Origin of the sequence: Blastomonas sp. (genome assembly GCF_030373265.1) — a bacterium.
Classification (GTDB): domain Bacteria; phylum Pseudomonadota; class Alphaproteobacteria; order Sphingomonadales; family Sphingomonadaceae; genus Blastomonas.
The window spans coordinates 58034-69929 of the sequence record NZ_JAUCZC010000022.1 but is presented as its reverse complement, the minus strand read 5'-3'; the positions used below and the strand labels follow the sequence as shown (position 1 = coordinate 69929).

At 64.4% G+C, this 11896-nt stretch carries 15 protein-coding genes; 9 read left to right on the top strand and 6 right to left on the bottom strand.

The window, feature by feature from the left end; all coding sequences use genetic code 11:
* The coding region (locus tag QUV11_RS13435; RefSeq protein ID WP_300883401.1) for an SDR family NAD(P)-dependent oxidoreductase at window positions 1–338 on the bottom strand (338 nt) is incomplete at its 3' end.
* Window positions 339–568: 230 nt separating this feature from the next.
* On the opposite strand from QUV11_RS13435, the gene QUV11_RS13430 reads away from it, so the two are divergent.
* The 3 genes from QUV11_RS13430 to QUV11_RS13420 all read left to right on the top strand — a co-directional run bounded on the left by QUV11_RS13430 (window position 569) and on the right by QUV11_RS13420 (window position 3607).
* On the top strand, window positions 569–1381 hold the full coding sequence (locus tag QUV11_RS13430; protein ID WP_300883400.1) for an ABC transporter ATP-binding protein: 813 nt from the start codon (window positions 569–571) through the stop codon (window positions 1379–1381).
* Window positions 1382–1526: 145 nt separating this feature from the next.
* Entirely contained in the window at window positions 1527–3071 is a 1545-nt protein-coding gene (locus QUV11_RS13425; RefSeq protein ID WP_300883399.1) for an ABC transporter permease/substrate-binding protein, read from the top strand.
* Window positions 3071–3607, top strand: coding sequence for a hypothetical protein (locus QUV11_RS13420; RefSeq protein WP_300883398.1), 537 nt, complete (start codon window positions 3071–3073; stop codon window positions 3605–3607). The genes QUV11_RS13425 and QUV11_RS13420 overlap by 1 nt, the downstream gene beginning before the upstream one ends.
* Window positions 3608–3618: 11 nt before the next feature.
* On the opposite strand, the gene QUV11_RS13415 is transcribed toward QUV11_RS13420, so the two are convergent.
* A complete protein-coding gene (locus QUV11_RS13415; RefSeq protein ID WP_300883397.1) occupies window positions 3619–4236 on the bottom strand; it encodes a DNA-3-methyladenine glycosylase 2 family protein in 618 nt (205 codons plus the stop codon).
* Between the two features lie 103 nt (window positions 4237–4339).
* Here QUV11_RS13415 and QUV11_RS13410 point away from each other — a divergent pair, with 103 nt between their 5' ends.
* A complete protein-coding gene (locus tag QUV11_RS13410) occupies window positions 4340–4657 on the top strand; it encodes a 2Fe-2S iron-sulfur cluster-binding protein (RefSeq protein WP_300883396.1) in 318 nt (105 codons plus the stop codon).
* Here the strand turns inward: QUV11_RS13410 and QUV11_RS13405 are convergent, their stop codons facing one another.
* Genes QUV11_RS13405 through QUV11_RS13395 form a run of 3 tightly spaced genes read right to left on the bottom strand, consistent with a single transcriptional unit; the run spans window position 4658 to window position 6112 of the window.
* Window positions 4658–5434 carry a competence/damage-inducible protein A gene (locus QUV11_RS13405; RefSeq protein WP_300883395.1) on the bottom strand — a complete coding sequence of 259 codons (777 nt, stop codon included), beginning with the start codon at window positions 5432–5434 and terminating at the stop codon, window positions 4658–4660. It abuts the gene before it with no gap.
* 55 nt (window positions 5435–5489) lie between these two features.
* Window positions 5490–5885, bottom strand: coding sequence for a type II toxin-antitoxin system VapC family toxin (locus QUV11_RS13400; protein ID WP_300883394.1), 396 nt, complete (start codon window positions 5883–5885; stop codon window positions 5490–5492).
* On the bottom strand, window positions 5882–6112 hold the full coding sequence (locus tag QUV11_RS13395) for a type II toxin-antitoxin system Phd/YefM family antitoxin (RefSeq protein WP_300883393.1): 231 nt from the start codon (window positions 6110–6112) through the stop codon (window positions 5882–5884). Before QUV11_RS13395 ends, QUV11_RS13400 begins: the two co-directional genes overlap by 4 nt.
* A 100-nt stretch (window positions 6113–6212) precedes the next feature.
* Here QUV11_RS13395 and map point away from each other — a divergent pair, with 100 nt between their 5' ends.
* The 3 genes from map (at window position 6213) to glnA (ending at window position 9208) form a co-directional block, all read left to right on the top strand.
* Window positions 6213–7037: a type I methionyl aminopeptidase gene (gene map / locus QUV11_RS13390; protein ID WP_300883392.1), complete on the top strand. Its 825-nt coding sequence runs from the start codon at window positions 6213–6215 to the stop codon at window positions 7035–7037.
* 295 nt (window positions 7038–7332) lie between these two features.
* Window positions 7333–7671 (top strand): P-II family nitrogen regulator, encoded by a 339-nt coding sequence (locus QUV11_RS13385; RefSeq protein ID WP_017671887.1) that lies wholly within the window; start codon window positions 7333–7335, stop codon window positions 7669–7671.
* A 124-nt stretch (window positions 7672–7795) separates the two neighbouring features.
* Window positions 7796–9208, top strand: a complete 1413-nt coding sequence (gene glnA / locus QUV11_RS13380; protein WP_300883391.1) for a type I glutamate--ammonia ligase — start codon at window positions 7796–7798, stop codon at window positions 9206–9208.
* A 77-nt stretch (window positions 9209–9285) separates the two neighbouring features.
* Here the strand turns inward: glnA and QUV11_RS13375 are convergent, their stop codons facing one another.
* The gene (locus QUV11_RS13375) at window positions 9286–9705 is read right to left on the bottom strand and encodes a glycine zipper 2TM domain-containing protein (protein WP_300883390.1); all 420 of its coding nucleotides are present in this window, start codon (window positions 9703–9705) and stop codon (window positions 9286–9288) included.
* A 212-nt stretch (window positions 9706–9917) separates the two neighbouring features.
* Here QUV11_RS13375 and QUV11_RS13370 point away from each other — a divergent pair, with 212 nt between their 5' ends.
* On the top strand, window positions 9918–11369 hold the full coding sequence (locus tag QUV11_RS13370) for an ABC transporter substrate-binding protein (protein WP_300883389.1): 1452 nt from the start codon (window positions 9918–9920) through the stop codon (window positions 11367–11369).
* Window positions 11370–11420: 51 nt separating this feature from the next.
* Window positions 11421–11834, top strand: coding sequence for a DUF4112 domain-containing protein (locus QUV11_RS13365; protein WP_300883403.1), 414 nt, complete (start codon window positions 11421–11423; stop codon window positions 11832–11834).
* The last annotated feature ends 62 nt before the right edge of the window (window positions 11835–11896 follow it).

Below are 11896 nucleotides of genomic sequence, written 5' to 3'. Positions count from 1 at the left end.
TTGAAGTTGATGTCGATCAGCTTCTCGATATCGTCCTCGCTGTGCTCCTCGAGCAAACCGCCGATGCCGACCCCGGCGTTGTTGAACAGCACGTGCAGCTTGCCCCCGGTGTGCTCAGCAAAGGCTTCAAGCGCGGCGGTCCATTGCTCGCGGCTGCGCACGTCGAGCCGGTGCATCCAGGACATGCCAGGCTGCAGCATCGCGGCGGTCTCTTCCATGCCCTTGACGTTGACATCGGCGAGGCCAACGAACCATCCCCGCGCCCCGAAATACCGCGCCACCTCGCGCCCGATCCCCGATGCGCCGCCAGTGATGAAGATGGATTTGGTGTCGGTCATGGCGTGGTCTCTCCTGGAGTGTCTGCCCCCAATCCTCCCCTGCAAGGGGAGGTGGCAGGCCAAATGGCCTGACAAAGGGGTGTCACCAATGGCGAAAGGGTGACACCCCCCCACCACTGCGTGGTCCCCCTCCCCATTTAGGGGAGGATTTTTCGCGACGCTAAGCCCCCACCCACCCGCGCGCAAGTGGCTAGCCAGCACGGCAAAGCCCTGCCTATAAGCAGCGTTGCATGGCCTCCCCTCCCGCCCCTCCCAGCCCCCGCTTGGCGCGCGGCCCTGCCGTAGCGTTTGAAGGCGTGGGCAAGCTTTATGGCCGGGTCAAAGCGATCGACCATGTCAGCGCAACTATTTTGCCGAGCACCTTCATCGCCATCGTCGGGTCATCCGGATCGGGCAAATCGACGTTGCTGAAAGCGGTCAACCGGCTGGTCGAACCAGACACCGGCACGGTGCGAATCGATGGCCGCGATGTGACGCAGCACGAGCCGCACGCGCTGCGCCGCTCGATCGGCTATGTCTTCCAGAATGTCGGGCTGTTCCCGCACATGACCGTGGCGCAGAACATCGGCATCGGTTCGCGGATCGCCAGCCGCAAGCCGCTGGCGACCGAGCGGGTGGAGGATCTGCTGGATCTGGTCGACCTGCCCCGCGATTTTGCCACCCGCCTCCCCGAGCAGCTTTCTGGTGGCCAGCAGCAGCGCGTCGGCGTCGCGCGCGCGCTGGCGGGCGAGCCGGGACTGATGCTGATGGACGAACCCTTCGGCGCGCTCGACCCGGTAACGCGCGAGACCCTGGGTGAACAATATCGCGCGCTGCACGAGCGGCTGGGGCTGACCACGATCATGGTCACCCACGACATGGCCGAGGCGCTGCTGTTCGCCGACCGCATCTGGGTGATGGCGGCTGGCCAGATCGTCGCCGACGCGACCCCCGCCGAGCTGATCGCCGGCGGCTGCGGCCCCGAGGCGGAAGCTCTGGTCGCGGTGCCCAGATTGCAGGCCGAACGGATCACCGCGATGCGGGCGGCGGGAACGGCGACGTGAGCGGCCCGCAAGGTCCCTCGACTTCGCTCGGGAACTCGGGGATGTGGGTGCTAGGGTATCCGCAAAGCAGCGACGTAATCCCCTCTTCCGTTTGTCCCGAGCGAAGTCGAGGGACCTACGCGCCCCCCTTGAGAGCGGGCCAACAATGAACCAGGACTGGCCCCGCATCCTCGATCTGCTCGCCCAGCATGTGCAACTGAGCTTTGCCGCTCTGGGCCTCGCGCTGGTCATCGCGCTGCCGCTCGCCATCTGGTCCGCGCGCAACCGAACCGTGGCAGGGGTTACCCTCGGCTTTGCCAGCCTGATCCAGACCATCCCCGCCCTCGCGCTGCTGGCGCTTTTCTTTCCGCTGCTGCTGGCGCTGTCGGCCATCTTCGGCGATGCGATCTCGCCATTGGGCTTTTTGCCGTCGCTGCTCGCGCTCACTTTGTATGCGCTGCTGCCGATCCTGCGCAACGCGGTGACCGGCCTGCAATCGGTCGAGCCCGCGATGGTCGAGGCGGCCGACGGCGTTGGCATGACCCCCTTGCAGAAACTCTGGCTGGTCGAAGCGCCGCTCGCGTCTCCCACGATCATGGCCGGGGTGCGCACCGCGGCGGTATGGACGATCGGGGCGGCGACGCTGTCCACCACCGTGGGCCAGCCGAGCTTGGGCGATCTGATCTTCGCCGGGTTGCAGACACAGAACTGGTCGCTGGTGCTCGCCGGATGCCTGGCGGCTGCAGGGCTGGCGATCAGTGTAGACCTGCTGCTCGGGCTGATCGAAAGCGGCATCCGCTGGCGAAAGCACCTGCGCATCTGGATGGCGGGGATCGCGCTGGCGCTCGGGCTGGGTGCGGCCTTGTGGCCTGCGCCAAGCTCCGACCGGCCTGTCGTCACCATCGGCGCCAAGCGTTTTTCCGAGCAGTACATTCTGGCCCGGCTGATCGGGCGCAGGCTGGAGGCGGCAGGCTATGCCGTGCGCTACCGCGAGGGACTGGGCAGCGCGGTGGTGTTCCGCGCGTTGGCGACCGACGAGGTGCAGGTTTATGTCGATTATGCCGGTACCATCTGGACCAACGAAATGCAGCGCCAGGACCCCGAGCCGCGCGCCGAGATGATCGCCGAAATAGCCCGCTGGGCCAGCGACCAGCATGGCGTGCGGCTGATCGGGCCGCTGGGGTTCGAGAACACCTACGCCTTTGCCGTGCGCCCGGACGATGCGAAGCGGCTCCAGTTGCGATCGCTCGACGATATCGTGCGCGTCGCGCCGGATTTCGTGTTCGGCACCGATGTCGAGTTTCTCGAGCGGCCCGAATGGCAGATGGTGCAGGCCGCCTATCCGCTGCGCTTCAAGGGCAGGCGCGCGTTCGAGCCGACCTTCATGTACCGCGCGCTGTCGCTGGGCGAAGCGGATATCATCTCGGCGTTCTCGTCCGACGGAAGGATCGCCGCCAACGGCTTTGTCGTGCTCGACGATCCCAAGGGCGCGATCCCCGCTTACGACGCGATCCTGATGGTCAGCCGGTCAGCCGCCCGCGATGCGCGACTGGTCGAGGCGCTCAAGCCGCTGGTCGGCGCAATCCCGGTGGAAAAAATGCGTGAGGCCAATTATCGCGTCGACAGGGATGCCGACAAGCAAAGTCCGGCCGATTCGGCGGCATGGCTCGACCAGGCCCTGTCCGGCTCAACCCAAGGGAACATTCGATAATGCTCAAGCGCCTGCTGCTCACCTTCCTGATCGCCCCGATGATGCTGTGGGCGAACGCCGCCTATGCCAATGTCACCATCACCTTCTACAGCCACGAGCTGGGCAGCCAGTTCCCGCACGCCTTTGCGACGCTGAAGGGCAAGGTCAATTCGACCGGCGAGACGGTGGACACCAATGTCGGCTTTACCGCAACCAGCACCGGCCCCGGTATCCTGTTCGGATCGGTGACCGGCCATATCAGCGAGGCCAAGCCCAAGTACATCGCGAGCTCCAACCCGCATTTCAGCTATGAGCTGACCGATGCGGAGTATCGCGCGGTGATGGCGGTGACCGAAAAGTGGCGCAACAAGAAGCAGAAGAGCTACAACCTCAACACCGCCAATTGCGTGCATTTCATCGCCGAGGTGGCCACGGCTGCTGGCCTGAAGATCAACACCAAGAGCCAGTACTTCAAGAAGCCGACCAGCTTCCTCAAGGAGGTCACCTCGCTAAGCCGCGAACGGCTGGCCAGCGGCCGCATCCTGTTCAAGGGCTGAGCCCCGCTCGGCTAGAGCGCCGCGTTGTTGTAGCAGTGCCAGGTCAGGATGGTGACCGCGCTGCGGTGCGGTGACCAGGGTTCGGCGATCGTCCGCGTCTCCTTCTCCGATGGCCGCGCCTCGAGCCCGAGGATCCGCCCGATTCCCGCCTGCACCGCCAGATCGCCTGCCGGCCAGATATCGGGCCGCCCCTCGGCGAACAGCAGATAGATTTCTGCCGACCAGCGCCCAATGCCCTTAATCCGCACCAGCTCGGCGATCGCGGCTTCGTCATCGCCGGGCAGGTTTTCCAGATCGAGCGCACCGGTCATCACCAGTTCGGCAAGCGAGCGGGCATAGCCCTGCTTCTGGCGCGACATGCCGCAAGCGCGCAGCGCATCGAAATCCGCCGCGATCAGCGCATCGGGCGCACAGCCCTCGCCCAGAGCCGCTTCCAATTTGGCCCACACCGATGCCGCCGAGGCGACGCTGACCTGCTGGCCGACGATGGTGCGCAGCAAGGTGGTGTAACCGCGCGCGCGGATACGCGGCTCGGGATAGCCGGCGATCTCAAGCGCGCGCGCGATCGCCGGTTCCTGTCCCGCGACGGCATCGAGGCCGGAATGAAGCTGCTGTGCCGACAATCCCATAGAAGCGTTCCTTTATTCCGCCCCTTGCATTCGGGCTTGGCGTTGATCATAGCAATCGCGTTCACCGGGGCCATAGCCCGGCTCATTTTTGTGGGGAGTTTCCATGCCAAAGCTGATCGTCATCAACCGCGCAGGCGAAGAGAGCACCATCGAGGCGGATACCGGCCTTTCCGTGATGGAAGCGATCCGCGACAATGGCTTTGACGAGCTGCTGGCTTTGTGCGGCGGATGCTGCTCATGCGCGACCTGCCATGTGCATGTCGATGGCGACTGGACCGACAAGCTGCCCCCGATCAGCGCGGATGAAGACGATCTGCTCGACAGCTCGGACCACCGCAACGCCACCTCGCGGCTGTCTTGCCAGATCCAGATGACGGCAGCGCTGGACGGCCTCAAGGTTGCCATCGCACCCGAAGATTGATCAGATCCCGCCGGGCGTGACCTCGCGCCCGGTGGCTTCCAGCGCCGATGTCAGCGCCAGCGCGCAGCCATCGAGCCGTGCCTGATCGGTCGAGCGGATGACGAAATTCGCGCCCACTTTGCCCTCGCGAAAGAACGGATAGCTGCCGATCTGGCAGCCCTCGTGCGCGCGCTCGGTTGCGCCGAGCATCTCTGCGACTTCGCTTTCCGCCACCCAGCAGCCCAGGGTTGCCGAAAGCAGCGGCAGACCACCCTCGAGCGTACCGGTGAGCGCGTCGAGCATGCCTGCGGTGATATGCGGCACGCCCGCCATGAGGAACAGGTTGCCGATGCGGATGCCGGGCGCGCCCGACATGCGGTTTTCGATCAGTTCGGCGCCATCGGGCACCCGCGCCATGCGCAGCCGGCCTTCGTTGATTCCGCCGCGGCTCTCATAATAGCGCTCGAGAATCGCGCGCGCCGCCGGGTGGATCACCACATCGACTTCAAGAGCCTGCGCGATCGCATCGACGGTGATGTCGTCATGCGTCGGGCCGATGCCGCCGGTGGTGAACAGATAGTCGTTGCGCGCGCGCAGCAGGTTCACCGCCTCGACGATCGCCTCCATGTCGTCGGCGACCACCCGCACCTCTTTGAGCCGAATCCCCTGCACGTTGAGCCAGGTCGCGACCTGCGCGACGTTCTTGTCCTGGGTGCGGCCCGAGAGGATTTCGTCGCCGATCACGATCAGCGCGGCGGTCCAGATGCGGGGGCTTTGAGCGGGGGCGTCAGCTGTCATGCGCCGGTGTTTAGCGCTTGGCGTGAGGCGCGCAAGCGGTTCGTTGGCGGCGGCGTCAATCGGCCCAGAAGGTGGCGCAGCCCAGGCTGGCCAGCGCCGGATCGCGCGTAATCACCACCAGGTCGTCCTGGATCGCCTGCGCCGCGATCATCCGGTCGAAAGGGTCGCGATGCTCGCCGGGGAGCGATCCGGCGAGCAGGCCATGCGTCACGCTAACCGGCAGCAATTCAAAACCGTTGCGCTCGCACAGAGCCTCAAACTGCTCGGCAGCCTCCTCGGCCTCCTGCCATTTGCCAAGCCGCACCTTGGTTGCAACCTCCCACGCCGAGGCAGCGCTGACGAAAATTGCGTTGTCCGGGTCAATCAGCCCGCGCCGCACCGCTTTCGGCAGCAGGAGATTGTCGTTCCACCACCAGATGAGAGCATGGGTGTCGAAGAGAAAGGCGCTCACTCCCAGGCCCGAAGTTCTTCTTCGGGCAGCGGGTCAAAAAAGAAGCCGTCGGGGATCTTGGCCTTGAGCCCTCCGGGCCGCCGCTCGACCTTCGGTTTCTCCAGCGGCACCAGCCGGGCATAGGGTTTGCCCGCCTTGGCAAGGATGATCTCCTCGCCCGCATGCGCGCGGTCGAGCAGCTTGGAAAAATGCGTCTTGGCGTCGTGGACATTGACGATGCTGGTCATGCGCGCTGGTTAATCCATTGACCGGACTAAGTCAATGGACTAAGTCCACCCAAATCCCGGGGGTCGCAAAAACGGCCGCCCTCCCCTATATGGAATCACCATGAACCAGTATGTCACCGTCACCAACGCCGACACGCCGATGCGCGACGGCACCATCAAACTGCATGGCCCCGAAGGCTTCGAGGGTATGCGCAAGGCCGGCCGGCTCGCAGCGCATGTCCTGGACGAGCTGACGTCGTTCGTGCGCGAAGGCGTCACCACCGCCGAGATCGACGCCAAGGCGCGCGAGCTGATGCTGGCGGGCGGCGGCATTCCGGCGACCTTGGGTTATCGCGGGTTCACGCACAGCTGCTGCACGTCGATCAACCATGTCGTGTGCCACGGCATCCCCGCCGACCGCAAATTGAAGGACGGCGACATCATCAACATCGATGTCACTCCGATCCTCGACGGTTGGCACGGCGACACCAGCCGCATGTTCCTGATCGGCGATGTCGGCGTGAAGGCACGCCGGCTGGTCGATGTGACCTACGAATGCCTGATGCTGGGCATCGAACAGGCGCGCCCCGGCAACACCATGGGCGATGTCGCGCATGCGATCCAGTCGTTCGCCGAGAAGCACCGCTATGGCGTGGTCCGCGATTTCTGCGGCCATGGCCTGGGCCGGCTGTTCCACGATGCGCCCGAGGTCGTCCACGCCGGCCGCCCCGGCACCGGACCTGAGCTCAAGCCCGGCATGTTCTTCACCATCGAGCCGATGATCAACATCGGCAAGCCCGCTGTGAAGATGCTGGAAGACGGCTGGACGGCAGTGACCCGGGACCGCTCGCTGTCGGCGCAATTCGAACATTCTATCGGCATCACCGAGACCGGCTGCGAGATCTTCACCAAGAGCCTGGCCGGGCTCGACAACCCGCCATATTGATCGACGCGGGCAAGTTGCTGGCCCTGCCCAAAATATAGGCAACGGCGATGGTGCTTGCCCGCATTTCCATCATCCCTCGCAATAATGTTGCAACACGGCCAAGCTTTTGTAGCGATTTGCGTCTTGGCACGTTAATTGTTTGGTAGCAGACAAAGGGGGATTCGGGAGCGGCGCGGAGCGCACGCCCGGCTTTCCTGCACAACGTCATGACGATGCGAGGAAACCCGCGTTGTTCTTTCCCATCAGCGCCGCGCCTAAAGGGCTCGGTCGCCGAGTACAGGATGATCAGGACCACATGAAAAAGATCGAAGCGATCATCAAACCCTTCAAGCTCGACGAAGTGAAGGAAGCGCTGCACGAAGTCGGCGTGTCCGGCATCACCGTGACCGAGGCCAAGGGGTTCGGGCGGCAGAAGGGCCACACCGAGCTGTATCGCGGCGCCGAGTACATTGTCGACTTCCTTCCCAAGGTGAAGCTCGAGGTCGTCGTAGATGACGCGCTGGCCGACCGGGTGGTCGAGGCGATCGCGGCGGCCGCGCAAACCGGCCGCATCGGCGACGGCAAGATTTTCGTGATCCCGGTGGAAACGGCTCTGCGCATCCGCACGGGTGAGCGCGATAACGACGCGGTCTGAGAACCAGGGCACGCGCACCAAGGAGAGGCCTGTCCCGGCAAGGCCGCAAGAACACACGTCAGTTTCACCAATGGGGGGCCCGGCAACAGGCTCGGACCGGATTTCATGAAGAGGGAAAGCTAAGATGGCAAAAACCGCCAAAGACATTCTGGCAATGATCAAGGAGAACGAGATCGAGTGGGTCGACGTTCGCTTCACCGATCCCAAGGGCAAATGGCAGCACCTCACGATGTGCGCCGGTGTCATCGGCGAGGATGAGCTCGAAGACGGCCTGATGTTCGACGGCTCGTCGATCGAAGGCTGGAAGGCCATCAACGAATCCGACATGATCCTGCGCCCCGACATGGACGCGGCGTATATCGATCCGTTCTCGGCCGACCCGATGCTGATCCTGTTCTGCGACATCGTCGAGCCGGGCACCGGCGAGCTGTATGCTCGTGACCCGCGCAGCACTGCCAAGCGCGCCGAAGCCTATCTGACGTCGACCGGCATCGGTGACACCGTCTATATCGGCCCCGAAGCCGAATTCTTCATGTTCGACGACGTGCGCTTCTCCGATGGCTATGCCGGATCGATGTTTGCGATTGACGACATCGAGCTGCCCACCAACTCGGGCCGCACTTATGAAAGCGGCAACCTGGGCCACCGCCCGCGCGCCAAGGGTGGCTATTTCCCGGTTGCGCCGGTCGACAGCGTCGTCGATATCCGCGCCGAGATGGTCAGCACGATGCTCGAAATGGGCCTGCCCTGCGACAAGCATCACCATGAAGTCGCCGCCGCACAGCACGAACTGGGCATGACATTCGGCAAGCTGACCGAAACCGCCGACCGCATGCAGATCTACAAGTACGTCGTCCACATGGTCGCCCAGGCCTATGGCAAGACGGCGACGTTCATGCCCAAGCCGATCAAGTCCGATAACGGATCGGGCATGCACACCCACATCTCGATCTGGAAGGAAGGCAAGCCTTTGTTCGCGGGCAATGGCTATGCCGGCCTGTCCGACATGTGCCTGTACTTCATCGGCGGCGTCATCAAGCATGCCAAGGCGCTCAATGCGTTCACCAACCCGACCACCAACAGCTACAAGCGTCTGGTGCCGGGCTTTGAAGCGCCGGTGCTGCTCGCGTATTCGAGCCGCAACCGCTCGGCATCGTGCCGCATCCCTTATGGCACCGGCGAGAAAGCCAAGCGCGTGGAATTCCGTTTCCCCGATGCGATGGCCAACCCGTATCTGTGCTATTCGGCGCTGCTGATGGCGGGTCTGGACGGTATCCAGAACAAGATCCATCCCGGCGAGGCGATGGACAAGAACCTGTACGACCTGCCGCCCGAAGAGCTGAAGGAAGTGCCGACCGTCTGCGCCAGCTTGCGCGAAGCGCTCGACTCGCTGATCGCCGACCACGACTTCCTGCTCAAGGGCGACGTGTTCCTCAAGGACCAGATCGAAGCCTATATCGAGATGAAGTGGGCCGAAGTCTCGCGCTGGGAAACCACGCCTTCGCCGGTCGAATTCGACATGTATTACAGCTGGTAAGTCTGCCTGCCAGCGTCACATACGAAAAACGCCCCGGATCGCTCCGGGGCGTTTTTTGTTTCGCATGAACGCGTCGATCAGCGGCAGCGCGCGCCGTTGCGATCGATCGCCCGTCCGGCGACAGCGCCACCGGCAGCGCCCAGGATCGTGCCGAGCGTGTTCGAACCACCCGGTGCGATGACGTTGCCGAGCACGCCACCGGCAAGGCCGCCAACGATCAGACCGGTCGTGCCGTCCGGACGGCGGCAGTAATAGCGGCCATCCTGCCCGCGATACACGCGGTCGTTGTTGCCCAGGCGACGTTCGCGATAGCGACGATCATCGCGATAGTAGCGCGCGGCGTCATAGCCGCCGTATGCCGGGTCCGGCCGGTTATAGTCAAATCGGCCAAAGTCCGATCCGCCGCGGCCAAAGCCACCACCGGCGCACCCGCTGACCAAGGTCGCCGCCGCCAAGGCAGCGCCCAGGGTCCAAGTCTTTTTGCTAAACACTGTCATGATGTTCCTCGCTATTGCTGGAGCAAGGACGCGTTGCCGCCCCGATCCGTTCCCACCGGGTTCGATTTTCCTCGCGCGTGGGATTGCCTCAGCCCGCGGTCACGTGCCGACGGCGCGACCAACGCGGCTACCCCCACGTTGTCGCATCGTCATGGGGCTGCTATCGCCATTCCGATCGGACCCGCGGTGAAAGACGAACAATGACAGGCGCTTTGGCAAGGACATTCAGGTCTTGCACCACCGCTGCGGTGCTGGTGCTCGCGGCATGCAGCGGATCGGACAGCTCGCCGCTGGGCATTTCGATCATCGATCCGTCGAAGACCAACAATCTCGATGCCGCCGAACTGGCGCCTGCTGCAGAGTATCTGCGCGCCGCGACCTCGCAGGGCCTCGTGCGGCTGGATTCCCTGGGCAACATTGTGCCGGCGCTTGCCGAACGCTGGATCGTGACCGCCGACGGCCTGAGCTACATTTTCCGGCTGCGCAATGCGCGCTGGGAGAATGGCGATACGGTGACGTCGGAACACGTCGCCGCCGCATTGCGCCGCCGGTTGGAGATCGAACGGCGCACCGCGATCGGCGCGGACACCACCGAGGTGCGCGATATCCGCGCGATGACAGGACGGGTGATCGAGATCCGGCTGCTCGCGCCGCAGCCCGAGTTGCTGCGGATTTTGACGCTGCCCGAACTCGGGATCCGCCGCAACGGGCGCGGCACCGGGCCGCTGGTGGCGAACCGCCAGCAGTACTGGACACTGCTCAGCGACCGCGTCGATGACGCCGTCAGTCCCGATAGCCGCCGCGCGGTGCGTCCGCTGCAGGTGCGGACCGAAAACGCGGCGCGCGCGATCGCCCGGTTCTCCATGGGCGAAACCAGTGTGGTGCTGGGCGGCAAGTTCCAGCATCTGCCGTATCTGAGCGCCGGCGCGGTGCCCGATAACGCCGTGCGCGCCGATCCGGTGATCGGGCTGTTCGGGCTGCTGGTGATCAACGGCCAGGGCTTTCTCTCTGATCCGGCCAATCGCGAGGTGGTGGCATTGGCGATCGACCGGGACGCGCTGATGAATCCGTTGGGGCTGCGCGGATGGCAGACCATGACCCGGATCGTGCCGTCGGGGCTGGATCGCTATGCCCCGCTGGTCAGCGACCGGTGGACCGGCCTGACGCTGGACGAGCGCCGCGAACGCGCGCGCGGCCAGGTGGCGCGGTGGCTGCAGGACCAGGAAAAGCTACCCGAATTGCGCATCGCGATGCCGCCTGGCCCTGGCAGTCGTCTGGTGTTTGGCCGCTTGAAACGCGATCTGGCCATGGTCGGCATCACCGGGGTGATGGTCGGCGCCAAGGAGAAGGCCGATCTGCGGCTGATCGATGAAGTGGCGCATTATCGTCAGCCTTCGTGGTTCCTCAACCAGCTGTCGTGCGTGGTGCGACCGGTGTGCGACGAGGCCGGCGACGTGCTGCTGGCACAGGCCAAGCGCATGTCCGACCCGGCTGCCAGAGCCCAGAAGATGGCCGAGGCCGAGGTCTCGATCACCACCAGCAACATCTTCATCCCGTTGGGGGCGCCGGTGCGCTTTTCGCTGGTGTCGGGCAACGTCCCTGGCTTTGCGATCACCGCAGACGGCTGGCATGCCTTGCCGGATATGGTCGTCATCCCCAGATAACAGGGCGCAAGGGGTTTGGAGTGTACGATGAAGTCGATCCGGCCTGACCAGATGGCACAATTGAGGGCAGCGCAGGCCCGATTGGCGGCCGCCCTGCCCACCGACCCCGCAGCCGTGCGCAAGCGGGTCGAGGCGATGGAGCACGTGCTGGAGCGCAGCTTCACCCTGCCCGGCCTCAACCGCAAGGTCGGGCTCGATTTCGCGCTGGGGCTGGTCCCGGTGGTCGGCGATATCATCACCGGAGCCATGGGGATGTATATCGTCTGGGAGGCGCGCAACCTCGGCATGTCCAAATTGCAGCTGGCGCGCATGGCGGCCAATGTCGGGTTCGACACGCTGGTGGGCGCAGTCCCGCTGGCGGGCGACATGTTTGACCTGTTCTGGCGGTCGAACACCCGCAATCTCAAGATCATCCGCAAGCATCTCGATCGCCACCATCCTGCCACCCGCATCATCGATCAGTGATTCGCGAGCCGAATCACCGCTTGGTGTATTGGCGGATTCCGGACAACACCCGGCCCAGGTGA

Bases quoted from the DNA above. Each gene is read 5' to 3' on its own strand.
- QUV11_RS13430 (WP_300883400.1), top strand. From the start codon at position 569: ATGGCCTCCCCTCCCGCCCCTCCCAGCCCCCGCTTGGCGCGCGGCCCT.
- QUV11_RS13425 (WP_300883399.1), top strand. From the start codon at position 1,527: ATGAACCAGGACTGGCCCCGCATCCTCGATCTGCTCGCCCAGCATGTG.
- QUV11_RS13420 (WP_300883398.1), top strand. From the start codon at position 3,071: ATGCTCAAGCGCCTGCTGCTCACCTTCCTGATCGCCCCGATGATGCTG.
- QUV11_RS13415 (WP_300883397.1), bottom strand. From the start codon at position 4,236: ATGGGATTGTCGGCACAGCAGCTTCATTCCGGCCTCGATGCCGTCGCG.
- QUV11_RS13410 (WP_300883396.1), top strand. From the start codon at position 4,340: ATGCCAAAGCTGATCGTCATCAACCGCGCAGGCGAAGAGAGCACCATC.
- QUV11_RS13405 (WP_300883395.1), bottom strand. From the start codon at position 5,434: ATGACAGCTGACGCCCCCGCTCAAAGCCCCCGCATCTGGACCGCCGCG.
- QUV11_RS13395 (WP_300883393.1), bottom strand. From the start codon at position 6,112: ATGACCAGCATCGTCAATGTCCACGACGCCAAGACGCATTTTTCCAAG.
- map (WP_300883392.1), top strand. From the start codon at position 6,213: ATGAACCAGTATGTCACCGTCACCAACGCCGACACGCCGATGCGCGAC.
- QUV11_RS13385 (WP_017671887.1), top strand. From the start codon at position 7,333: ATGAAAAAGATCGAAGCGATCATCAAACCCTTCAAGCTCGACGAAGTG.
- glnA (WP_300883391.1), top strand. From the start codon at position 7,796: ATGGCAAAAACCGCCAAAGACATTCTGGCAATGATCAAGGAGAACGAG.
- QUV11_RS13375 (WP_300883390.1), bottom strand. From the start codon at position 9,705: ATGACAGTGTTTAGCAAAAAGACTTGGACCCTGGGCGCTGCCTTGGCG.
- QUV11_RS13365 (WP_300883403.1), top strand. From the start codon at position 11,421: ATGGCACAATTGAGGGCAGCGCAGGCCCGATTGGCGGCCGCCCTGCCC.